Origin of the sequence: Nocardia sp. NPDC051929, assembly GCF_044548645.1 — a bacterium.
Lineage (GTDB): Bacteria > Actinomycetota > Actinomycetes > Mycobacteriales > Mycobacteriaceae > Nocardia > Nocardia sichangensis.
Window position 1 is genome coordinate 17,705 of record NZ_JBIUCG010000038.1, and the last position, 21,910, is coordinate 39,614.

Genomic DNA, 21,910 nt, shown 5'->3' on the forward strand with positions numbered 1-21,910 from the left:
AGCTGTTGCCCGCCCCCGGTGCACGCCCAACAGCCGGGGGTGGGGCGCGCATCCGTTTTGTCTATTACCTCCCCTTTACCAACTGTAGGTGGTTCGAGTACCTAGGGGTTTCAGTGCGACGATGGCGCCATCTGATGAGGGAACTGTCGAGAACGGAGAGGTTTGCTATGACTGCGATCACCGTCGGCGGCCAGGACACCCTGCTGACTCCGGGCCAGGTTGCTGCCCTGTTCCACGTCGACCCCAAGACCGTGACGCGCTGGGCTCACGCCGGGCGCCTCGGGTCGCTTCGCACACCGGGCGGACATCGCCGGTTCCGCGAATCGGAAGTACTCCAGCTGCTCAAGTCGTTGACCACCGAAGCGACCGCAGCACGCTGATCGCAGGGCGCGCGGACCTGTCGTGCTCGGGTCCGCGCTCGCCCGCAGACCATTTTCGCGTCTGCGGTGTGCTGGAGTCACGTCCGCGGCTACCCTCGTAATCAGGAGGTGAGCGACGTGACGTACCTGTTGGCACTCATCGCGGTGGTGGCAATAGCGGTGTTGTGCTGGAAGGCGTTCGGCCCCGAGCGGACTGGACCCACTGCCCCGCAATCGCGTTCACCACGGCGCAAGCGCGTCATCGGACCCGACGACGACCCGGAGTTCCTCTGGCGACTATCTCGCCAGCACCGTGACGGCGAGTCCGGTTCCGCCGAGCGTTGATCTTCGCAGTACCCGCGCGATAGCACGCGTCCAGCGGTATCCGGCGTTCGCGCGATTTCATCGCTCTGCCGTGGGTCGAACCTTCAACCCCACGACGATCGACAACCCGGTCCGGGTGCGGCAGGCGCGCTGCGGTGCGCCTGCCGCGTCCGATCCGCACCATCGATCAGGGTTCGCCGTTGACGACCGCCATCAGCGCGTCGGTGAACGGCTGTCCACCCTGAATGGCTCCGCCCGCGATCGCGCCGACGACCAGGCCGATCGGGCCGGTGATGATGCTGAAGAAGCCCAGGCCGATCAGAGCCCCGAGCAGTCCGCCGAGCAGCGCGCCGCCGACCACGCCGACCACGTTCTGGTTCAACTCGGCGATGAGACGGTTCATCGAGCTGATCGGCTGCATCTCGCCGATCTCCTTGGCGCCTGCCACCGGGGTGAGCGCGAGACGCCGTCCGCTGTCGCTGATTTCGTGCGCGACCGACAGCTTGCTGCCGGAAACCTGGAAGGTGAGCGGCACTTCGGCCACCACGGCCCCGGTATCGGAGGTCAGCTTGATCTTGGTGCCGTCGTCGGCCACCGCGAAGGTGCCGTGCTCGACGGCGGTCGAGATGGCTCCGGTCTCGCGTGAGACCGTGGTGTGGTAGTCGACCCCCTGCTCTACCCCGGTTGTCGTGATCTCACGCTCCGGTTCTACGGGTTTCGCGTTCGCGGCCCCCGCTGTGATGCCCACTGCGGCAACCGCGCCGAGCGTAATGGCGGCAATAGTGCCGAACTTCATTCTGGAATTCCTTCTCACCGAGACACCGGCTCCGGAGGCCGGATGGCGTGTGACTGTACAGCGCCCGTGACTAGTTTCCAGACTTGGCGACCGGCACACCTGATCGCGAAGTTCGTTATCCGATCGTGATCACACCGGGCCCGGATACCGACACGTACGTGAATTCCCAGCGCGGATCGCTACGCCTGGGAAGGAAAACTCGACGCGGACGTGCCGCGTAGTGTAAGCATGGCGTGGTCTTCAATCCGCAAGATTCACAACTTCGGGTCGCTAGGTGGGTCGAAGGGTTCACAGCTCTGGAGGACGTACGTGTCGCGCCAACGTGTCCGCGCCGGTATCACCCTGGCCGCCTTCATGGTCGGGACCGGACTGGCGGCCACCATCGTGGTCGTCGCCGCGCTATCGATGTCCGGCCCCGCCGATGAGCCGGCCAAGGCCGCCGCTCAGAACGCCGCCGCGGCAACAACCTCGGCTCCCCCGCCGACCACCGAGGAGCCGCTGCCGACCACCACGGAAGCGCTGCCGACCACGTCGGCGATGCGCGGCGCGTCCAACAAGAGCGCCACCAGCATGCAGGTGAACATCGGCGACTGCGTACAGCTCGGCGGAGCAGGCGCGATCGACAAAACCGCTTGTGGCAGCCAGAACTCCGTCTACAAAGTCGTCGATAAGGCACCGGCGAACGCCACCTGCCCCACCGACGCCGACCACACCTACAACGAAACTTTGCACGGGGCGACACAGGCCGCGCTGTGCCTGGACATCGACTGGGTCGTCGGCGGCTGCATGGAACTGACACCCGGCAGCCCCAAGCGTCTCGACTGCGCCGCCCACACCCCTGGCGCGGTCCGGGTCATCGACATCAAGCAGAACACCGTCGACGTCAACGCGTGCGGGTCGGCCGACAGCGGAATCGTCTACCAGCAAAGGCATTTCGTGGTTTGCGTGGCGCGGCTGTAGGTGCCGTTACACCTCCGCGATACGGACTTTCCGCCCACGAGGGAGCCGCGACTTTGCGGCCGATTAACAGACATTCGAAGTCTTGTGTCCCTTAAGGCGAGGCTCGGAACGTTATTTGTTCTGCCGGTGGGGAATTCGCGTGCTGCCACTCGTGCGTTACAAGCGTCGTAAACCAGCGGCGATCTCACACAATTCGGGCCGCACAGTCTGAAACGTGCGCATTCAATTATTTTCGCGCAATCGCGCCAATAAAAACCCTAGTTTTCCGCGAAATACTCCAGGCGTGCGCTCGTCAGCCCACACCGTCGAGTGGCAGGCCCATGAGCACCGCGTCCCACAGCTCGCCGCTGCGGCGTCGGTAATGCCCGCGCAAGACGCCCTCGACCTCGAAACCCGCTCGGTCGTAGAGCGTCATCGCGCGCTGATTGTGCGGCCATACTTGCAGACTCACCTTGTGGGCGCCCCGATCCCGCGACCAACTGATGACTTGCTCCAGCAGCACCGGCCCGATGCCACGTCCCCGCCGATCCGCCGCGACCATCATGCCGAAGGTGGTGACGCCAGGTGTGCCGAAGTAGACCGTCGCCGTGCCCACGATGCCTCCGTCGATCTCCGTCACGAAGACACCGCGCTTCTCGTCGCCGAGATGCGCTCGGATCTGCCGTGCGGCGTCTTCCACGTCTAACGGCGCTTCGGCCCCGATCCATTTGCCCTCCGCTGCCACCGCGACGCGCAGTTGGACGATCCCGTCGACATCGGCTTCTTCAGCAACACGAGCCGTGGGGCCGGTCAGCGACCGCGGTCTCGCCGACGGGCGGCTCGGGGCGAGCCGCGCGTACATGAACATGTCGCGACGACTTTCGCCGACTTGCCGCCACCCGCGCAGCAGCCCCTCACGCCGGAATCCCGCCCGCTCGGCAGTCCGGATGGAGGCGGTGTTCCACGGTTCCACGTGGAGCTGCAGCCGGGCAACGGCCAGTTGCTCGAACGCCCAGTCCGCGACCGCCCGCAGCGCGTGTGCGGCCACCCCCTGCCCACGAGCGGACCGCACCAGCCAGTACCCGACCGATGCCCGGCCCTCTCCGAGATCCTTGGTCCAGACTCCGATACTGCCGAGCGGCTTACCGTCCGTCGCTCGCGCGATCACGAAGGGGTACCCGCTTTCGCTCACGGATCGTTCCCACTGCCGCTCGACGAACTCCTTCGCCGCTTCCGCGGTGTAGATCGACGGCACAGTGGTGATCAACGGGATCGTGTCGTCGTCCGATGCTTCCCGAACCAGGTCGAGATCAGCAGACGACATCGACCAAGGTCGAAGAACCAAGTCATCTGCCGCTGCGGTCAATTCCGGCACGCGACGCATCCGGGCCGTATCCGAGTTCTTCCCCACCAGACGATGATCACCGTCCGCGGCCCCGGGCGCTAGCGGGTTCGACCGTGCTGGTTCGAGACGAGCCTGACGAGAATCCCAAGGTCCCGTAGCCTCGGGCCATGAGCACAGATCTCGGGGAACGCTTGCGATCTGTTCGCAAGCGGAGCGGTCTGACGCAACGTGAACTCGCACAGAGTTCAGGGGTATCGCTATCTCTGATTCGCAAGATCGAACAGGGCGAGCGCGATGACACTCGCATACAGACACTTCGACGGCTGGCCGTCGCGATGAGCTGCCCGCTCTCGACTCTTCTCGGGCCCACCCCCCGCCGACCCGAGACCGAAAGCGGCGAACTCTGGCTTCCAACTCGGCGAGCTCTCGTGTCGAGCGCAGACGGACACGCGGTCGAAATGCCTACGGAGCGGAGCGTGAACGAGTCGCTTGTCGCAGCGGTGAAGCTCTACCACGACAACGAGTACGACGAATTGAGTCGGCAACTTCCCCGCTTGATACTCGATGGACGCGCCGCGTCGCCGCTCATGCGGTCCCGGATCCTGCAACTGGTCGGGTCGGTGCTGGTCCAGACTCGGCAACTCCAGCCAGCGAGAACCGCCCTCGAGCAGTCACTCCGGGATGCCGAATCGACCGGGAACGCGCTCGATTCCGCGTCGGCAGTGATCACTTTGTGTTGGCTGCTTCTTGTAGAACGGCAGTTCGAGCAGGTCCGCACCTTGGCCGTGTCGTGGGCTGACCGTGTCGAGCCGCGTCTGTCGGTCGCCACCACACGGGAGCTGTCGACCTGGGGGTGGTTGCTGTTGCGTGGCTCGGCCGCAGCGATACGCGACAACCGGCCAGACGAGGCGGACGAAATGATGCGCCTCGCGAACGCGGCAGCGGCAGCGGTCAAACGGGATTCGGGTAATTATCACCAGTACTGGACGACGTTCGGACCTGCCACGGTCGCCATGAAGCGGGTCGAGAATGCCATCGTGGACGACCGTCCCGACCTCGCGTTACGCCTGGCCCGCGACGTGCCGTCAGGGCTGCGCCCGACCTCCGACAACCGGAACAGGCATCTGCTCGATGTCGCCGCAGCACACATCGAACTTCGAAGCTATGACACCGCGTTCGATGTTCTGGTTCAGCTGTCCCGCGAGGCCCGCCCGTGGCTGATCGAACAACGGTCCGCCAAGGATTTGCTCGGCCGGATCATCACCAGACGGCGCACTCTGACACCTGAGATGCGAGATCTCGCTGATCTACTGCGACTGGAGTACTGAAGCTTCGGCTCTCGATGGCACTTTCGCCGGTCGGTCTGCCGAGAGTGCCATTGTCGACCACGTTCTCGGCCTGTGACGCTTTCTCCGGCCCCGACGCCGGGGTGAGCCGGCCGCTTCGAAATCCCGGCCGCACCAGTACAGCTATCACCGCTGGCGGGTGCTGTGCCCTCGGCGTCGGGTGCTTTCCAATCGGATCGCAGGGAGGCGCAGGGGATGGATGCGAGCAGTCGGCAGGGGTTGTATCGGGCGGGAGTGCCTGAGCTGGAGCGGATCGCGGCGTATCTGAAAGACGCGTCGACGCCGTTGCGTGGCTCGCTCACATATACGCACGGCGCACTGGCCATCGGGATGCGGTGCGCGGCGGTCGCGGGGGCAGACGCCGTGAACGATCGAGCGACGATCGAGGCGCTCGCACGGCGGCACGGTTACACACTGGCCGCGATCTATGTGGTTGCGCCGCACACGGTATCGCCGGTGGCGGCGGCGCGTGTGTTGGAAATGGTGCACGTCGCCCGCGCGAGTGCGGTGATAGTTCCGGGGATGACGCATCTGGGCGGCTCGGTTCCGGCCGACTTCACGCGAGTGTGCAGCGTGATCATGCCGGGACACGTGATGCTCGGCCGCGCCCTGTACCCCACCCCGGCACCGTCGGGGGACGCGGAGGCTCAGTCATGAGCGCGCCAGGCATCGAAGGCTTCGATCTGGCAACCCCATCCGGGCGGTGCGCGTACTACAAGATGATCTGTCAGCTGCCTGCCGAGGTAGAACCCGAAGCACTCGGCCGAATCGTGGTGCGAGCAGGTTCGCTGGTGTGGGGTGTCTCGGTGCCGGAGCCGTTGGGGCGGGCAGCGACGGACCGGTTGCGCAGCGGCGGATACGGTCTCGGCCCGATCATTACGCACCCGCATTCCCTGACCTGGACATTCCTGGTGCGGCCTGATCTGCCCGACGAACCTCGAATCTTCGCGGGCCTGTTCCGGGATCGCGTGAAGGTGATCCGCGACGGCGGATTGATCGCCCTCCCTTCCCCGGCCGACAGCAACGCCGCATACCGCGCATGGCTCGAGGTTCCCTGCGACACCTACCGGCCCTCAGGACGGCTGGTGGTGGATGCAGTGCAAGCATCCCTGCTCACACGCGCGGTCAGGACAGGCCGATGAACGCGCACGGCGAATCGATCACGCCGCCGATTCGCAGTCTCATGACCGGCCGCACCCAGTCCCCGCACCCAGAGGAACCCGACGTACACCTTTCGGTCTACCTGCACGACCAACGAATGGACTTCGCCGCATGCCTCACCGCCGCATTGGTATTCGTCCAGGACTGGAACGCCCGCCACCGCCCCGGCGCGGTAACCGTCCTACCCGGCGACCCCACCGGCCTCCCCCGCCTCCCGAACGAGCGGCTCTACCTCGAATGTTGATAAGGCCAGCCGGGTGCCCGTCGACACCAGAGAAGGGATCGAGTCACTCAAGGGAACCGATCGAGGGAACCAAAGTCGTGGCCGGTGCGTCAAAGCATGTTGAAAAGCAATGAAGTTGGCAGTCAGGACGGCGCGCTACCACCACCCGCTGGAGGCGATGGAGCCGTATCGGGCCGCTGACGCGCCATCACCGAGAGAGGCAAGATCATCACCGCCTACCCAGGAGGAGCCTGTGGTGGAAAAGTCTGATCCGAATCTGGCTGAACTCACTGATTCGGTGATTCGTGCCGGTAACGAGTGGGGATACCAGATCGGCCGCGGCAGCGCAGGTCGGCTGCTACTCACGGCTGTAGGCGAATCACCGGTGGTTCCCCCCGTAGAGTTCCGCTTCACCGACCAGGAACTTCATGACTACTATTCGCGCCTCGCGGCGAAAGCTGGAACTCCCAATGGCGAGAGCACGCCGTGGAAGACGTGGATGGTTCTGATGTCGACTCACCTCAGCGAGGCCGTCTACAAGGCGGGGGTGCTCAACCAGCCATGCGCCATCGTGATCGATAGGGCTGGATTCTGGGCCGAACCGGCGTAGCCAGCGGATCGAGCTACCTCACGCATCACCGAGCAGGAACTCGATGGATCGCAACTCGTTCCATGCCGCCAGTTCCTCTGTCGTCAAAGCATACCGAGCGGCGAGCTCCCCGATCTCCTCTCGTGTCAGCCCTAGACGCCGCAGGGCCTCTCGATGGCGCGAACGAAGTCCTGCGGCCGTGCTGGGTTCAATCGTGACTGTCATCAGCGAAACACCGTCCTTGCTTCGTCGACCGTCTCCGCTCACTATGCCCACACCTCATTCTCTGATCAGATCGAAGAAACCCTTGGGATTACCGCGACAGCAGGCTCTATATGAGCGCACGAACGTGATTCCGGATGGGTGGGTGGAAACACTTCGTCGACCAAGGAGGTAACTCGGTGCCCGATCCAGACGCCGACGGCCGGTTCGATCTGCTGCTGTACCGCACGATTCCGTTGGTCCTCGCCCCGGCCGGTACTGCAGTCGGCCCCCGGGTGCGGGGAGTGGTACGCGCCAACTCCGGACATGCCCGGATCGTGCTGTCGCCGACCGCGACGATTGTCTCAGGAATCGCCGTGGATTACGAATTATCTTCCGGCACAGGCCTGCTCGATGTTCCTGGCGCTGTCGACCACGCCCGGTTCACCGTCGCGCCCGCTGTCACACAGCTACTGGCTGACCACGAGGACCAACCGCGTGACAGCCACGGCAACACCGTCCTCGCCGCGGCCGATACCGGGTTCGACTACACCGCCGAAGCCGATTCCGGTGACCAACGCCTGTTCAGTCTGTTCAGCCTCTTGGTCGGTGGCGGCCTGCCCTGGTTCGCCGACGACTACACGTTCGCAGGATTCCTGTACACCGACGCCGACACCTGCCGCATCTACATCCATGTCACCCGCACGGACCGCACCTACGGCATCGACCTGGCCGTCAGCGGCACCGACGGCCGCCCGACCGGATACGCCTACCTCGCCCAAGAACTGGCACCGCTGGTGCGTACCGGCGACCTCGCTCGACAGCCGGTTCTCGACGACACCGACGACTACTGCGACAGCGTCGTGGACCTGCGCGCCTGGATGGGACCGGCGGGGTCCGGAGCCTCCAGTACTGTCTGACCACTGAGTGTGAGCGGAATGGGCGAAGCATCACGGCTAAGGCCGCGTGGCCCTCGGCCGTGCCCCGGTCGAGTTCGTCCCGGACGATCTCCTTCGCCCGTTCCGCAAGGTCGGGTTCGGCGAAGGCGATGCCATCACTGTGGAACGTGCAGGTCCGGCCTCCTCCTGCACCAGGGCGATCGATGATCGATGATCGCGGCTGCCACCGTGATGGGGCGAGCCGACCTGACGTCAGAATTCGAGTTCGGTCCATGGGATAGCGATCGCGAACGGGCGGTCGAACTCGATACCGTCTCGGTTCTGGTGGGTCCATTCGGCCGCGAGGATGTAATTAGCGGCACGGAGCGGATGGACTCCGTCCGGGAGTTGCGCATGGCCGATGTCGAGACCGTAAGCGCGAACGGTGGCGATCGCGCTGACCTCACGGGCCAACGTCACCTCCCAGTACCAAGGGATGCCAGCGCTGGCGTACCGACCTTTCTTGGCTTCGATGTCCGTCTGCGTGTTGGACGGGGACAAGACTTCGCCGACCAGGAGGACATCGCCTCCCCGTACGTCCTGATAGGGCGATTCGAGACAGCGGTGAACGAGGAAGTCCGGGGTCAGGAAGTTGGACTTGCCGGTGCGTCCCAGGAAGACGTTGGTTTCGAAGTTGACGCGCCAGCAGTGTTCCGGCCGGTCCGCCATCGACTTTCGCGCACAGCGCTCGAGGGAGTTGGTCAGCCGACGGGTGAAGACCTGGTGTTCGCCGGGCCCGCGTCGTACCCAGACCACGCGACCGTCCCACAACTCGATCTGCTCCGCGATCTCCTCGGGGAGTCGCTCCAACTCCTCCCAGGTCATCGACTCAGGGAGGTCCGGCCGTTGGATGTGTGGCACCGACATGCCGCAATGGTAGCGGCCTATGCAGGGGTCAGAACGCCCCTCAGTTCAACCCCGCATACGAATGCAACCCGCTGATCACCATGTTGATGATGAACAGGTTGAACAGCATCGCCACGAAGGCCGCGATGTTGATCCAGGCGGCCTTGGTGTCGCGCCAGCCGGAGGTGGCGCGGGCGTGGAGGTAGGCGGCGTAGAGGACCCAGGCGATGAAGGAGCAGGTTTCCTTCGGGTCCCAGCCCCAGAAGCGGCCCCAGGCGGCTTCGGCCCAGATGGCGCCGAGGATGACGCCCGCGCCGAAGAGGGGGAAGCCGATGATGGTGGCCTTGTAGGCGAGCCGGTCCAGGGTGCGGGCGTCGGGGAGGCGGCGGGCGATGGCGCCGAGGACGTTGGCCGACTCCTGGCCATCCGGCTGACGCAGGCGGTAGAGGAAGAGCATGCTCGCCACACCCGCGAACAGGAAGACGCCGCTGCCCACGCTGACGATGGTCACGTGCACGGGCAGCCAGAACGACTTCAACGCGGGCACCACGGGTGCGGCGTCGGCGTAGAGCACCGTGCCGGCGAGGAACAGCAGGATCAGCACGGGGACCAGCAGGAACGCCCACATGGCGCGGTAGCGCTGCTCGCGCAGGAGCGCGATCCCGACCAGCACGGCGGCGGCCGTCGCCATGGTGACGAACTCGTACATGTTGCCGAGCGGGAAGCGGTGGGTGGCGAAGCCGCGCAGCACGATCGAGCCCACGTGCAGCGCGATAGCCACCATGAGCACCGAGAACGCCATGTTGCCCAGCCGCTCCGACAGCGGCCGCCCCTCGGGCTCGCTGACGCGGCCGGGTCCCTGCGGTGTCGATCCGCCACCCACCGTCACCAGCTCGCGCTCGGAGACCTGGCGGCTGCGCGCCGTCGCGTACTGCCAGATCAGCAGCACCAGCACCAGCGCGTACACCACGATCGCCGTCTTGAAGGCGAAATCGCTGTACCTGGCGATGGTCTCGTCGATCGGCATCGTCACTCTCCCGTGGTCTCGGCGTGCTCATCGAGCAGGCGCGCGCGCAGCCGGTCGAACTCGCCGCCCCAGCCCGCCTGGTCGGTCCTGGCGAGCCCGCCCATCTCTACTACAGTGCGTCGTTGGTCCACGGTACCGGCTGTGTCCTCGGCCGGGTAGACCCGCACCCAGATCCGCCTGCGCTTGATCAGCAGCGAGACCAGCAGGCCCGCCATCATCAGCAGCGCGCTCACCAGCACCCACTGCTGGGCCGGGTCGTGCGAGACCTGGAGATTCACGAACTCCTGCGCGCCGTCGAAGGTGACCTTGGTGCCGTTCGGCAGCGTTGTCGACTCGCCGGGGCGGAGATTGACCCTGGCCTCCTTGGCGAGCCTGCCCTGCTTGACCTGCTCGGGATCGAGGGCGAACAACGATTGCGGCTTACCGGTGTCCAAGCCGGTGTCGCCGCGATAGATGTCGACCGCGACAGCGGGATCGTTCATCGCGGGGTACGCGGAGGACAGCAACGATCCGTGGAACATTGCCGTGGGCGCGAACAAGCCCTCGATCGCGATCTGGTTCTTGCGGCGCTCCTCGTCGGTGGCGTACATCCCACCGGGCGGGTCGATCCGCAGCACGCCGCTGGACAGGAACGTCGAGGCGTCGTCGGGCCGCCACTGAATGGACTCGGTGCGGGTCTGGCCGTTGGGGAAGGTCACCGTGAAGGTCGGCGCGTAGCCGTGTCCTTGCAGGTAGAGCCGGTCACCCGCGACGCGGAGCGGATGGTTGACCTGCACCCTGGTGTCGCGCCAGGTGTTCGTCCGCAGATCGTCGCCCGCCTGGTAGGAGAGGTTCGCGGTGAACATCTCCGCTTGCCCGTTGGTCAGGTAGTCGGCCTGGAAATCCTTCACCCGCACACAGACCGGGGTCATGCCGGTGCCATCGTTGACGTTGCCCGCCTTGAACGAGTCGAACACCGCGGGCGAGGTGGTGCAGAAGCCGGGGCCGTTGTTCGCCAGCACGATGACGCTGCCCTCGTAGCCGAACAGCTTGCCCATCGCGATGGCGACCAGCAGCCCGACCAGCGCGAGGTGGAACACCAGATTGCCGAGTTCGCGGGTGTAGCCCTTCTCCGCGGACAGCGCCAGTTCACCCTCGCGGGGGCCGGGGCGGACCTCGGTGCGCCAGCCGCGCAGCTGGGCGCGGGCGTGGTCGATCAGCTCCTGCGGCGACCGCTCGACCCGGGCCGCGTAGTGGTGTGGAAGCCTCGTCAGATTGCGCGGCGCGCGCACCGGCGGTGTGCGCAGAGCGCGGTAGTGGTCGAGCGTGCGTGGCAGGATGCAACCCACCAGTGAGATGAACAGCAGCACGTAGACGGCCGTGAACCAGAAACTGGAGAACACGTCGAACAGCTCGAAGCGGTCCATCCACGGGCCGAGCGTGGGCCGGCTCGCGATGTACTGCTCGACCTTCTGCTCGTTCAGGTTCCGCTGCGGCAGCAGCGCGCCGGGAATCGCGGCGAGGGCGAGCAGGAACAGCAGCACCAGGGCGGTGCGCATGCTGGTGAGCCCGCGCCAAGTGTTGCGCAGGAACGCCCAGGCCCGCCCGATCAGCGATTGACGCGGCGGACGCTCGGGGCTTTCGATCGTGGGGTGGTCGGTCACGGTCATATCGGCAGGGTCACCTCGGAGACGAACGCGTCCCGCACCCAGGCGACGAACTGGTCCCACGCCCCGGTGACCAGCGCGGCGCCGACCGCGACGAGCAACATGCCCCCGATGATCTGAATGGTGCGGGAATTGCGGCGCAGCCACCCGACCCCACGCAGCGCGCTCGCCGACCCGAACGCCAGCACCACGAACGGCAGACCGAGGCCGAGACAGTAAGCGATGATCAGCGCGACCCCGCGCACCGCCGTGGTCCCGTCGGTGCCCGCGGCCACGGCCATGACGCCCGACAACGTGGGGCCGAGGCACGGCGTCCATCCCAGCGCGAACACCCCGCCCAGCAGCGGAGCGCCCATGAGGCTGGTGAGCCTGCGCGGTTCCATCCGGGTGTCGCGCTGCAACGCGGGCACCAGGCCGATGAAGACCAGGCCCATCAGGATCGTCACCACACCGCCGATGCGTTGCAGCAGTTCCCGATTCACGTTGAGGGTCTGGATGACGCCGAACACGGTCGCGGTGGCGAGCACGAAGACCACGGTGAAACCGGCGACGAACAAACCGGCCGCACCCGCGACCCGCATCCGTCCCGACCGAAACGGCCGCGCGGCAGTCGCGACGCGTCCGCCGGTGGCCTCCGCCACCGTGGCAGGCGGCGCCTCCGCGCCGACGAGTCCGGCCAGATAGGACAGGTACCCCGGCACCAGGGGCACCACACACGGCGAGGCGAACGACACCAGACCCGCGAGCAGGCACGCGCCGAGCGCCAGCAGCAGCGGCCCGGAGGCCGCCGTCTGCTGGAACGAATCACCGACTGCGGCGAGCACCATCACAGGTCCTCCCCGGTACGCGGCGCGGTGCGCGCGAGGGTCACACCGAGTCCTCCCGCGTGTCCTCGGACGATCGTCCGGCGCCGCGGCGTGGCGCTACCGTGCGCTCGGTGGCCGCGGGTTCCTCGGCCGCGTCGAACGCCGGGAAGTCCAGCAACGACTCGGCCGCGACGCTGCGCGGCACGGTGGCGATGCCCGCCCACCGGTCGTCGACGGCCCATCCGCCGCCGATTCGTCGGGCGCCCTGCCGTGGCCGACAGGCACGCAGGTGGCGGGTACGACGGTCGCGATTCACTGTGATTCCTCCGCGGCGATACTTTCGACCACTGACTGCAGATCTTCGGCCAGCAGGGACCGCAGGAATACCGCGGCGACCCGGTGTTGCCGGTCGAGGACGAGCGTGGTGGGGATGACACTGGTAGGGAAATTCCCGCCGAGCGCCAAGAGCGTGCGCATCGACGGGTCGTAGACGGACGGGTAGCCGACCTTGTTGTCGACCACGAAATCTTGGGCCTTGTCCTGTTGCGGGTCGCGGACGTTGATGCCGAGGAAGGCGACGCCTTTGTCCTTGGTCGCTTCGTAGACCTTTTCCAGGGCGGGCGCCTCGGCGCGGCACGGACCGCACCACTGGCCCCACAGGTTGAGTACCACGACCTTGCCCGCGTAGTCCTCCACCGAGGTGGTCTTGCCCGCGGTCATCAGGTCCGGACCGGCGAGTTTGCCGATGGTGCCGCGCGCGGCGGGCGGGTCGTAGCGGATGTCGGTCTTGCCGCCGGGCGAGACGAATTCGAAGGTGCCGCCCGAGGCCACCGCGTCCGAACCGGTCGAACAACCCGCGAGCGCGGCGATCAGCGCCACGCACGCGAGCAGAGCCGGCAGCACCCGCCCGGCGCGCGCCGAAGGCGGGATGGGGAACGCGGTGCGGTGCGTCATGCGCCGTGCACCGAGGGGTCCGAGCCGCCCGCGGGCTCGGAGTAGACGATGTCGACCAGCGTGTCGCCGTGATAGACGAGCGAGGTCAGCGAGGCGAGCGAGCACTGCCGTTGCCGGGGGTCGTGCCATAGGCGCTGGCCTTGGAGGAACCGCCGAAGCGTCCAAACGGGTAGCTGGTGGGAGACGAGCACGGCCTCCCGCCCGGCCGCTTCGACCCGGGCTTTGTTCACGGCCGCCAGCATGCGGTGCGCGATCTGGAGGTACGGCTCGCCCCAGGACGGGGTGAAGGGGTCGCGCAGCTTCCACCAGTGCCGCGGCTTGCGCAGCGCGCCGTCGCCGACCGAGACGCGCAGGCCTTCGAAGGTGTTGCCCGCCTCGATGAGGTTCTCGTCGGTGCGCACGATGACGTCGTGCTGCGCGGCGATCGGCTCGGCGGTCTCCTGAGCACGCTGCAGCGGCGACGCGATGACCACGGCGATGTCGTGATCGGCCAGGGTCCGCGCGACAGCGGCGGCCTGCGCACGGCCCGCCACCGAAAGGCTGAAGCCGGGCAGGCGGCCGTAGAGGATGCCGTTCGGGTTGTGCACCTCGCCGTGGCGCAGGACGTGCACGATCGTCTCGATCGCGGCGGCGCCGCCGTCGTGCACCCGGTCGGTGGCGCTGGTCCGCGCGTCGGCGTGCTCCGCCGCCTCGGTTCCATTGGTCTCGGTCTCGGCCGGAGCCGGCTTGTCCCCTTTACGCGCCGCGACGACCTGCGCGTCCGACGACGCGGCAGCCGCCGCGAACTGGGCGCCCGCGTCGACCAGGCTGGATTCCTCGGATCCTGGCTCGGCGGTCTGCGTCCCGGCGCTCGCGGCGGCGAACTGCTCACCAGCGTCGATCACGGTCGCGTCCGCGGCCGGATCGACCGCGACGGCGGTCGCGCCGTGCGTCGCGGTCACCTCCGGCGCGGCGGACGGCTTGGCCGGCTCGCGCCGGTCGGCATCGGGCTGATCGAGGTCGGAGGTCACGCGCGGGATCCTTCGGGGGTGGCGGCCGCCGCCGCGTGCGCGGCGGCGGGCAAGGCGGCAGCGATACGGTCGAACGCGTCCTCGTCGAGCGCCGCGGAGACGAACCACGCTTCGAACGCGCTCGGCGGCGCGTACACGCCACCGTCGAGCAGGGCGTGGAAGAACGCTGGATAGCGCCAGGTCTCGCTCGCCTTGGCGGCGGCGTAGTCGGTGACCGGGCGTTCGGCGAAGAACACGCTCACCATATTGCCTGCGAACTGGACCTGGTGCCCGACCCCCGCGGCGGTCAGCGCCGAGGTGAACAGCTCGCCGAGCCGCCGCGCGTTGCGGTCCAGCGCGGCGTACACCGCCTCGTCGGCCGCGCGCAGTGTGGCGAGGCCCGCGGCCACCGCGACCGGGTTACCGGACAGCGTCCCGGCCTGGTAGACCGGCCCGAGCGGCGCGAGGTGGTTCATGATCTCGGCGCGACCGCCGAACGCGGCCGCGGGCAGACCGCCGCTCATCACCTTGCCGAAGGTGTAGAGGTCGCCCGCGACGCCTTCCCGGCCGAACCAACCCGCGGCGCTGACCCGGAATCCGGTCATCACCTCGTCCATGACGAGTAGCGCCCCGTGCTCGGCGGTGAGCGCGCGCAGTCCCGCGTTGAATCCGGGCAGCGGCGCCACCGCGCCCATGTTGCCCGCCGCCGCCTCGGTGATCACGCAGGCGATCTGACCCGGGTTCGCGGCGAACGCGGCGGCGACGGCGTCGATGTCGTTGTAGGGCAGCACGATGGTGTCGGCGGCCTGCGCGCCCGTCACGCCGGGCGAGGTGGGCAGCCCGAGCGTGGCGACGCCGGAGCCCGCGTCGGCGAGCAGCGCGTCGACGTGGCCGTGATAACAACCGGCGAACTTGATGATCTTGGTGCGTCCGGTGTAGCCGCGGGCCAGCCGGACCGCGCTCATCGTCGCCTCGGTGCCCGAGTTCACCAGCCGTACCCGCTCCACCGGCGTGACCCGCCGCACGATCTCCTCGGCGAGTTCGATCTCGGCTTCGGTCGGCGCGCCGAAGGACAGACCCCCGCTCGCCGCGCCGCGCACCGCCTCGACTACCGCCGGATGCGCGTGGCCGAGGATCATCGGGCCCCAGGAGCAGACCAGGTCGACGTACTCGTTGCCGTCCGCGTCGACGAGCCTCCAGCCGTCGGCCGAGGCGATGAATCGCGGTGTGCCGCCGACGGATCGAAATGCCCGCACCGGAGAGTTGACGCCACCCGGAATCACCGAACTCGCCCGGTCGAAGAGCTGAGCGGAAACCGGCACAGCTGCACTGGTCACGCGCGGAGAAGAACTCACGAGTTCCAGTCTCTCAGCACCGGAAAATCGGCTTGACGACAGGGTGTAGTGCAGTGATGCAGGCCGCAGCCGCCCGGCAACACGCCGAGGTGGGGTTCGCGCGGATTTCGATCGCTGAACGGTTGCCGGTGCGTAGTCTCAGCTCACATTCGTCCATCGTTCGGGAGGGTCTGCATGCGGATTGCCATCGTCAGCGTGGGTGTGCTCGCCGTCGTCGCGGGGGCCGCAATGGCACTCGGCGCCGGATCCGCCGCCGCGCAGCCGCTCGATCAAATCGACGACGTGCGGCTGGCCATCCCCTTGGACCACACGGCGACCGCAGCGCTGGCCGGCGGGCCGATTCCCGCCGTGGTCACCATGTTCGTCCCGCCCAGCCGGATCGGCGCCGGACTGAAGAACGACTCCGCGATCTACCGCGACGACCGCGGTGCGGTGCACGCCACACTGCGCCAGGTGGTGCTGGAGGCGGCGGGCCATCCGGACGGCACGGTGACCGTCTACCTGAACGCCCCCGGCACCCGCGACGGCCGTGTGCTGGACATCTACCAGCACTGGAACTGAACGGGCGCCGGGCCGCCGCCGTCAGGCGTACATGCAGGGGACCTGCGCCGACATCGTGTGCAGGAAGCACATGAACCCGTTGTAAGGGCCGGCGGATCCGGAATCCGGCACCAGGATCGGCGCATCGACCGGGTTCGCGTCCTCCAGTGGCAGTCCCGGGGTCGCGCCTGCGGGCGCGGCCCCGAGTCCGAGGGCGGCGGCCACGGCAAACGCGGCACAAATCTTCACGGCGAACCGGTTCATCGAACACTTTCCTTCATCGACGCACGTACCAGATACGGCCGAAATACTAACGGCCCCAGGGCCATTCCAACCAAAGCGCACGGTCGGCGGGCGTCGGGCGCCGAACCGGGAGCGGTAGCACGGTAACCCGCCTGCGCGCGGTCCGCAGCGGTTAGCAGGCAATCCGTGGCTACGTGATGCCCAGACAGAACGCGACGAAGCCGGTCGTCACCAGGCACGCCAACGGCGTCGGCAGCGCGTGCAGCAGCGGTGCCGGCGGCGTGGCCGCGAAGGCGGGTGTCACCGGAACAGGCTCTTGCGGAACGGTTTCGGCGGACGCGGTGGCTGGTACGGCTGCGGCCGCGCCGATCACACCGGCCGCCACCGCACCGAAAAGTGTTCGCTGGACAGTTGGTTTCATGTGATCGGCGTTCCCGCTACGCGCGGCATGAAACGACCGCAGACGAATTCGCGTCGATCAGCGCACGGCTCCGGCGCCACGCAGTCCACGCGCGAGCCGGGCCGCGGCGTCGATGGCGAGCACACCGGCCACCGCGACGAGCAGCGTGGCCAATAGCCACCAAGGCGCGGCATAGCGGATCGCGGTGAAACCCGGGGCGTCGCCGGACGGCGGGAAATCGGTGGTGCGCATGCCCGCGCGTGCGCTCAACGCCGCCCCGATCAGCGCGAGCACGAACAGATCCACTTCCACCAGCACCGCGACCAGCCAGCGCCTCATCGGTCCACTCCGTCCGAACTGCGTTGAACGGCCTCGGTCAACGCCGCGCGCAGCGCCTTGTGGTCTCTGGCCCAGGCCTGCACCAGGCTGCCGTCGGCCAGCCGCAGCCCGATGCCGGTACGGCGGCGCGGCACGCCGCTCAGCTCACCGAGCGCCCTGGCCGACTCCCACTCTTCGTCGTCCCAGGAGTTCTCGTCCCGTTCCGGCATGACCTCCGCGATCGAGCTCAGCGGGAGCGACTCGGTGCCCGAACGCAGCGTCTCCGCGGTGAGTTCGACGCCGACGTGCCGTTTGCCCGCGACCACTTGCAGTGCGACGAAACCGGCGATCAGCGCGGCACAGAACAGCAGGGCGAACCAGTGCACGTCACCACCGGTGACGAGTTCCAGGACGAGAACGGCCAGGCACAGGATCGGCCCGTAGGCTACGGCGCGCCAGCGGGCGCCCGGCTCGGTGAACAACACGGCTTCGGCGGTCACGCCGGAGCCCCCGCGGCAGCGTGGACCAAGGCGGAGAGCGGAATCAGCGACTCAAGCCGGGCAGCAACAGCACGGCGACGGTCAGCACGGCGAACAGAATCAGCAGACTCAAGACGGCCAGATCCCGCCGAATGCTGTGCGGCTGCTGGATCACCACTCGCATCGATGCCTCCGATCCTCCGGAGCCATTTGCCGAGTTCGCGCGCGTAATAAGCGCCAACGAACGGCAGACGACTACCGGTTTCCACGTCCACTGTGACAACCCTCACCATACATGCCGGACTGTCTCGGACAAATTGGAAACCTGTTCCATTCAGAGCCTCAACGCCTGCCCGGCTGGAAGTAAGCGGTGGCTTCGGGTCGGTGGGACAGATAGATGGCGCCGACCGCGAGCACGCCCTGCACGATGGAAGCACCGCCCGCGACGAGCGAGGCCGTCCCGGTCACCGCGTCGATGGCCAGCAACGCGCCGACGCCGATCACCACGGACCAGGCGCCGAGGACCGTCAGCACGGTGCGCGCCCACGGTTTGCCACGCCCGAACTGGTGCACGATCACCAGAGCGAGCGCGGACAGACCGAGCCCGATCAGCACCACGACTACGTAGACCAGCGACACCATGAGCTCGGCGCTTGCCATCGTGACCTGCGGATCTTGCGTCCTGGCCTGCTCGAAGACCTGCTCGGCGAACGTGCGCCGCTGATCCAGGGCAGCGACGATCGAGGCGATCAACTGCACCACGCCGAATCCGACGACACCCCACCACAGCTGCCGCGCGGTACCGACATCCTCCGGCATCGGGGGCCGGGCCGAGCCCGCGGCGAACGGTCCCGCCATATTCGTCACGACAGCCAGTTCGCGGCCTCGGTCGCCCAGTAGGTGAGCACGAAGTCCGCGCCGGCCCGGCGAATGCTCAGCAGCGACTCGAGGACGGCGCCGCGGCGGTCGATCCAGCCGCGCTCGGCGGCGGCGGTGATCATCGCGTACTCGCCGGAGATCTGGTAGGCGGCGACCGGGACCGTCGAGTGATCGGCGACCTCGCGGAGAATGTCCAGATACGACATGGCCGGCTTGACCATGACGATGTCCGCGCCCTCGGCCAGGTCCAGTTCGAGCTCGCGGATCGCCTCGCGCCGATTTGCCGGGTTCTGCTGATAGGTGCGCCGGTCGCCTTCCAGCGAGGAAGCGACCGCTTCCCGGAACGGTCCGTAGAACGCCGAAGCGTATTTGGCGGAGTAGGCCAGGATGCCGGTATCGATGCGCCCGGCCGCGTCCAGACCGCGCCGGATCGCGCCTACCTGGCCGTCCATCATGCCGCTGGTGCCGAGCAGGTCGGCGCCCGCCTCGGCCTGGGCGAGCGCCATCTCGACGTAGCGGTCCAGCGTCGCGTCGTTGTCGACCGCGCCATCGGCCGCGAGCACACCGCAGTGCCCGTGATCGGTGAACTCGTCCAGGCAGGTGTCGGCCATGACCACGGTCGAGTCGCCCACCTCGTCGGCGAGGGCGCGCAGGCCGCGGTTGAGGATGCCGCGCGGATCGCTGGCCGCGCTGCCTACCGCGTCCTTGTCCTCCGGACGCGGCACGCCGAACAGCATGATGCCGCCGACACCCGCCGCGACCGCCTCGACCGCCGCCTTGCGCAGCGAGTCGAGCGAGTGCTGCACCACGCCCGGCATGGAGCCGATCGGACGCGGCTCCGCCAAGCCGTCGGCCACGAACATCGGCAGCACCAATTGCCGTGGTTCGAGCGTGGTTTCGGCCACGAGACGGCGCAGAGCGGGAGTACGGCGCAACCGCCGTGGGCGGTCCATTCCGGTCATGAATCGCACGATACGCCCGGCGCGATCCGCTGTCGCGAGCGCCCGTGGCCCGCTCCGCGACGCCGGGCCCGACCCTCTGGGACAGCTGCCGCGCGTTACCCGGCGATCACTCATGCCATCCGAGTGATAACAGTGTGCGAAATCACACATTACCCCCCTGACGAAGGCGCATACTCCGACTAGGCGAGACCTGCTGGGGGACAAGCATGACCGATCCGCACATCGACATCTCGCTGGCCAGAGCCGCCGACTTCGAGTCGTGGGCGGCGGTGTTGCTGGCCGACTGGTGGCCCGTGCTCACCGACGGTCTGCCTCCGCCCGCGTTCATGCTGCGGGTCTGGCGTGCCACCGACGCCACCGGGCAGAACTTCGCCGTGGAGTTCGTCGCACGACAATCGGCCGCGCCCGAGGTGATGCCGGGCGCGCACGTCGCCTTCCGGATGCTCGGCATCCGGCCCGACGAGCCCGAGTGGATACGCAGCCGGGGGACGCACCTGGCCGGCGGCACCGAGGACGCCATCGTCCAGTTGCGCTTCTCCGACACCGCCCGCTGCGTCTTCCTCCGCCTGCAGAGCAGGCCGTGCCAGGTCACGGAGGCGGCGGGCCGACGACTGTGCGCAGGGGCGGAGACCAGCCTCCGGTTTCCGGACACCACTTCGGGGCCGCTGGACGTGCGCGTGGCCCGCAACAGCGCACGGCATCTGCTCGCCCAGCACAGCGCACGGCATGCCACCCCGGCCGACCCCTTACAGCTCGGGCCGCCGCAGCGGGTCGCCGACATCGGCTGGGCCTTCATCTTCCCGTGGTCGACCACATCCTGGTACCTCGACGGCTCGGTACCCACGCTTCCGCCGGGCAGCCGGGGGCCGATCGTGGTCGTCAAGGACACCGGACACACCTGGCTGCTGGACAGCCTCCGCAACTACGACGCGCAGCTGACCGCGTACGCGCACGCCAACGGGTACCGCGTCCCGATGGAACAGGCGCGATGATGGACGGCGTGGTGTTCCGCGAGACGGGCTGTTGAGATGACCGAGCCGCCGAGCGAGGTCGAGTTGGTCGCCATGCAACGGCGCGCCGAAGCGCTGTGGCACGCGGGCGACGCGGCGGGCGCCGAACGCTGGCTGCGCCGGGCCGCCGCGGGTGGCAGCGCGCCGGCGATGGGCATGCTCGGCGCGCTGCTGGGAGCCGACGGGCGGATCGGCGAGGGGATCCACTGGCTGGAGACCGCCGCCGGCCGCGGCAACGAAGCGGCGGGGATGCAGCTGGGCCTGCTGCACACCGAGCGCGGGAATATCGATGAGGCGGAGCGCTGGTTGCGGCCGGCCGCCGAGCGCGGGTTGCCGGAAGCCCTCTGCAATATGGGCGTCATCGCCAACCGGCGTGGACGCGACGAAGAGGCCGAGCAGTGGTACGAACGAGCTGTCCGCGCCGGAAACCCCACGGCCATGCGCAGTCTCGGCTTGCGCTTGGCGCGCCGCGGCGAATTCGACCGCGCGATCGACCTGCTCACCGAGGCCGCGCGGCGGGGAAGGACCGATGCGATGGCGGTGCTCGGCGCCTTGCATCTGGACCGCGGCGAGCCGATCGAGGGTGAGCGGTGGTTGCGCAAGGGCGCCGAAGCGGGCGACCCGGACTCGATGTTCCACCTCGCGCTATTGCTGCGCGCCGCCAACACCCCCTACCTCGCAGGCGATTTCGCCGACCCCGAGGTGCTGCGGACCGCCGCCGCCATCGCGACCGGCCGCACGCCGGCGCAGCGGGAAGCCAGGCAGTGGCTGGAACGCGCGGCCGCGCTCGGCCATCCGCAGTCGATGCGACTGTTGCACGATCTGTGAGCCACTGGACGCTCGAAAACCCTTCTGGCCAGCCAAGTTTGTCGGTCCCCCCGGGTACAATCGAAGGTACGTTCGAGGGGGCTCGCCCGCCCCCGATCGCCACGGGAGGGATGCCAATGCGCACACCACAAACCGTTCTCATCGATCGCCCCTACACCCCTTTGCAGAAGCGCCCGCTGCCTCCGGGCCGCCCCAAGGCGTGGTACGTCCTGCACAACCGGCGGCTCAAGGCGATGCGCCTGGCGATCGCACTGCTCGACTCCGGCGTCTACGCACCGAGTTACGCCACGAACAAGCGAATCAGGCACACCGCCGAGGTAATCGGCATCCGCCCACCCTCCGACGCCACCTGCTCCATGGTCCGCACCTTGATGCGCAGACGGTACTGAGATCCGATCGCTGGTTCG

Annotated in this window: 29 protein-coding genes; 13 read left to right on the top strand and 16 right to left on the bottom strand. The window is 67.8% G+C overall.

What is annotated here, in order from left to right:
* Positions 1 to 167 precede the first annotated feature (167 nt).
* Positions 168 to 380 (top strand): BldC family transcriptional regulator, encoded by a 213-nt coding sequence (locus ACIHAX_RS35895; protein ID WP_039802103.1) that lies wholly within the window; start codon positions 168 to 170, stop codon positions 378 to 380.
* A gap of 117 nt (positions 381 to 497) precedes the next feature.
* Entirely contained in the window at positions 498 to 704 is a 207-nt protein-coding gene (locus ACIHAX_RS35900; protein ID WP_355071985.1) for a hypothetical protein, read from the top strand.
* A 166-nt stretch (positions 705 to 870) separates the two neighbouring features.
* Here ACIHAX_RS35900 and ACIHAX_RS35905 read toward each other — a convergent pair whose 3' ends face one another.
* Positions 871 to 1,479: a hypothetical protein gene (locus ACIHAX_RS35905; protein ID WP_356962556.1), complete on the bottom strand. Its 609-nt coding sequence runs from the start codon at positions 1,477 to 1,479 to the stop codon at positions 871 to 873.
* Between the two features lie 309 nt (positions 1,480 to 1,788).
* Between ACIHAX_RS35905 and ACIHAX_RS35910 the strand changes: the two genes are divergently transcribed.
* On the top strand, positions 1,789 to 2,439 hold the full coding sequence (locus tag ACIHAX_RS35910; RefSeq protein ID WP_355071981.1) for a hypothetical protein: 651 nt from the start codon (positions 1,789 to 1,791) through the stop codon (positions 2,437 to 2,439).
* A 292-nt stretch (positions 2,440 to 2,731) separates the two neighbouring features.
* Here ACIHAX_RS35910 and ACIHAX_RS35915 read toward each other — a convergent pair whose 3' ends face one another.
* Positions 2,732 to 3,802, bottom strand: a complete 1,071-nt coding sequence (locus tag ACIHAX_RS35915) for a GNAT family N-acetyltransferase (protein ID WP_397282093.1) — start codon at positions 3,800 to 3,802, stop codon at positions 2,732 to 2,734.
* 128 nt (positions 3,803 to 3,930) lie between these two features.
* Here ACIHAX_RS35915 and ACIHAX_RS35920 point away from each other — a divergent pair, with 128 nt between their 5' ends.
* The 6 genes from ACIHAX_RS35920 to ACIHAX_RS35945 all read left to right on the top strand — a co-directional run bounded on the left by ACIHAX_RS35920 (position 3,931) and on the right by ACIHAX_RS35945 (position 8,203).
* Complete coding sequence (locus ACIHAX_RS35920; RefSeq protein ID WP_397282078.1) at positions 3,931 to 5,091, top strand: helix-turn-helix domain-containing protein; 1,161 nt, start codon at positions 3,931 to 3,933, stop codon at positions 5,089 to 5,091.
* Positions 5,092 to 5,304: 213 nt separating this feature from the next.
* Positions 5,305 to 5,766, top strand: coding sequence for a hypothetical protein (locus tag ACIHAX_RS35925; RefSeq protein WP_364424282.1), 462 nt, complete (start codon positions 5,305 to 5,307; stop codon positions 5,764 to 5,766).
* Positions 5,763 to 6,251: a DNA-directed RNA polymerase subunit beta gene (locus ACIHAX_RS35930; RefSeq protein WP_364424284.1), complete on the top strand. Its 489-nt coding sequence runs from the start codon at positions 5,763 to 5,765 to the stop codon at positions 6,249 to 6,251. Before ACIHAX_RS35925 ends, ACIHAX_RS35930 begins: the two co-directional genes overlap by 4 nt.
* The gene (locus ACIHAX_RS35935) at positions 6,248 to 6,514 is read left to right on the top strand and encodes a hypothetical protein (protein ID WP_397282081.1); all 267 of its coding nucleotides are present in this window, start codon (positions 6,248 to 6,250) and stop codon (positions 6,512 to 6,514) included. The genes ACIHAX_RS35930 and ACIHAX_RS35935 overlap by 4 nt, the downstream gene beginning before the upstream one ends.
* 235 nt (positions 6,515 to 6,749) lie before the next feature.
* Positions 6,750 to 7,103: a hypothetical protein gene (locus ACIHAX_RS35940; RefSeq protein WP_355071971.1), complete on the top strand. Its 354-nt coding sequence runs from the start codon at positions 6,750 to 6,752 to the stop codon at positions 7,101 to 7,103.
* 380 nt (positions 7,104 to 7,483) lie between these two features.
* Entirely contained in the window at positions 7,484 to 8,203 is a 720-nt protein-coding gene (locus ACIHAX_RS35945; protein WP_364424290.1) for a hypothetical protein, read from the top strand.
* A 231-nt stretch (positions 8,204 to 8,434) separates the two neighbouring features.
* Here ACIHAX_RS35945 and ACIHAX_RS35950 read toward each other — a convergent pair whose 3' ends face one another.
* From ACIHAX_RS35950 to hemL, 8 genes are all read right to left on the bottom strand, one after another.
* A complete protein-coding gene (locus tag ACIHAX_RS35950) occupies positions 8,435 to 9,088 on the bottom strand; it encodes a Uma2 family endonuclease (protein WP_364424292.1) in 654 nt (217 codons plus the stop codon).
* Positions 9,089 to 9,128: 40 nt separating this feature from the next.
* Complete coding sequence (ccsB, locus tag ACIHAX_RS35955; RefSeq protein WP_397282084.1) at positions 9,129 to 10,094, bottom strand: c-type cytochrome biogenesis protein CcsB; 966 nt, start codon at positions 10,092 to 10,094, stop codon at positions 9,129 to 9,131.
* Positions 10,095 to 10,096: 2 nt separating this feature from the next.
* Positions 10,097 to 11,743 (bottom strand): cytochrome c biogenesis protein ResB, encoded by a 1,647-nt coding sequence (locus tag ACIHAX_RS35960; protein ID WP_364424296.1) that lies wholly within the window; start codon positions 11,741 to 11,743, stop codon positions 10,097 to 10,099.
* A complete protein-coding gene (locus ACIHAX_RS35965; RefSeq protein WP_364424298.1) occupies positions 11,740 to 12,567 on the bottom strand; it encodes a cytochrome c biogenesis CcdA family protein in 828 nt (275 codons plus the stop codon). The genes ACIHAX_RS35960 and ACIHAX_RS35965 overlap by 4 nt, the downstream gene beginning before the upstream one ends.
* Before the next feature lie 40 nt (positions 12,568 to 12,607).
* Complete coding sequence (locus tag ACIHAX_RS35970) at positions 12,608 to 12,862, bottom strand: hypothetical protein (RefSeq protein WP_364424300.1); 255 nt, start codon at positions 12,860 to 12,862, stop codon at positions 12,608 to 12,610.
* Positions 12,859 to 13,500, bottom strand: a complete 642-nt coding sequence (locus tag ACIHAX_RS35975) for a TlpA disulfide reductase family protein (RefSeq protein WP_356962575.1) — start codon at positions 13,498 to 13,500, stop codon at positions 12,859 to 12,861. The genes ACIHAX_RS35970 and ACIHAX_RS35975 overlap by 4 nt, the downstream gene beginning before the upstream one ends.
* Positions 13,497 to 14,147, bottom strand: a complete 651-nt coding sequence (locus ACIHAX_RS35980; RefSeq protein ID WP_355072138.1) for a histidine phosphatase family protein — start codon at positions 14,145 to 14,147, stop codon at positions 13,497 to 13,499. The genes ACIHAX_RS35975 and ACIHAX_RS35980 overlap by 4 nt, the downstream gene beginning before the upstream one ends.
* A gap of 359 nt (positions 14,148 to 14,506) precedes the next feature.
* Positions 14,507 to 15,826 (bottom strand): glutamate-1-semialdehyde 2,1-aminomutase, encoded by a 1,320-nt coding sequence (gene hemL, locus ACIHAX_RS35985; protein ID WP_397282087.1) that lies wholly within the window; start codon positions 15,824 to 15,826, stop codon positions 14,507 to 14,509.
* Positions 15,827 to 16,018: 192 nt separating this feature from the next.
* On the opposite strand from hemL, the gene ACIHAX_RS35990 reads away from it, so the two are divergent.
* A complete protein-coding gene (locus ACIHAX_RS35990) occupies positions 16,019 to 16,405 on the top strand; it encodes a hypothetical protein (RefSeq protein WP_355071956.1) in 387 nt (128 codons plus the stop codon).
* Between the two features lie 21 nt (positions 16,406 to 16,426).
* Here ACIHAX_RS35990 and ACIHAX_RS35995 read toward each other — a convergent pair whose 3' ends face one another.
* The 6 genes from ACIHAX_RS35995 to hemB all read right to left on the bottom strand — a co-directional run bounded on the left by ACIHAX_RS35995 (position 16,427) and on the right by hemB (position 19,665).
* Positions 16,427 to 16,648, bottom strand: coding sequence for a hypothetical protein (locus ACIHAX_RS35995; protein WP_355071954.1), 222 nt, complete (start codon positions 16,646 to 16,648; stop codon positions 16,427 to 16,429).
* 169 nt (positions 16,649 to 16,817) lie between these two features.
* Positions 16,818 to 17,048 (bottom strand): hypothetical protein, encoded by a 231-nt coding sequence (locus ACIHAX_RS36000; RefSeq protein ID WP_397282089.1) that lies wholly within the window; start codon positions 17,046 to 17,048, stop codon positions 16,818 to 16,820.
* Between the two features lie 57 nt (positions 17,049 to 17,105).
* The gene (locus ACIHAX_RS36005) at positions 17,106 to 17,366 is read right to left on the bottom strand and encodes a hypothetical protein (protein WP_355071951.1); all 261 of its coding nucleotides are present in this window, start codon (positions 17,364 to 17,366) and stop codon (positions 17,106 to 17,108) included.
* Positions 17,363 to 17,845, bottom strand: coding sequence for a hypothetical protein (locus ACIHAX_RS36010; RefSeq protein ID WP_355071949.1), 483 nt, complete (start codon positions 17,843 to 17,845; stop codon positions 17,363 to 17,365). Before ACIHAX_RS36010 ends, ACIHAX_RS36005 begins: the two co-directional genes overlap by 4 nt.
* A gap of 321 nt (positions 17,846 to 18,166) precedes the next feature.
* Positions 18,167 to 18,682, bottom strand: coding sequence for a hypothetical protein (locus tag ACIHAX_RS36015; protein WP_355071947.1), 516 nt, complete (start codon positions 18,680 to 18,682; stop codon positions 18,167 to 18,169).
* A gap of 5 nt (positions 18,683 to 18,687) precedes the next feature.
* Positions 18,688 to 19,665, bottom strand: coding sequence for a porphobilinogen synthase (gene hemB / locus ACIHAX_RS36020; RefSeq protein WP_364424309.1), 978 nt, complete (start codon positions 19,663 to 19,665; stop codon positions 18,688 to 18,690).
* A 206-nt stretch (positions 19,666 to 19,871) separates the two neighbouring features.
* Here hemB and ACIHAX_RS36025 point away from each other — a divergent pair, with 206 nt between their 5' ends.
* The 3 genes from ACIHAX_RS36025 (at position 19,872) to ACIHAX_RS36035 (ending at position 21,892) form a co-directional block, all read left to right on the top strand.
* Positions 19,872 to 20,657, top strand: a complete 786-nt coding sequence (locus ACIHAX_RS36025) for a hypothetical protein (protein ID WP_356962583.1) — start codon at positions 19,872 to 19,874, stop codon at positions 20,655 to 20,657.
* 36 nt (positions 20,658 to 20,693) lie between these two features.
* Positions 20,694 to 21,503, top strand: a complete 810-nt coding sequence (locus tag ACIHAX_RS36030; RefSeq protein ID WP_364424311.1) for a tetratricopeptide repeat protein — start codon at positions 20,694 to 20,696, stop codon at positions 21,501 to 21,503.
* A 116-nt stretch (positions 21,504 to 21,619) separates the two neighbouring features.
* A complete protein-coding gene (locus ACIHAX_RS36035; RefSeq protein ID WP_355071939.1) occupies positions 21,620 to 21,892 on the top strand; it encodes a hypothetical protein in 273 nt (90 codons plus the stop codon).
* Positions 21,893 to 21,910: the final 18 nt, after the last annotated feature.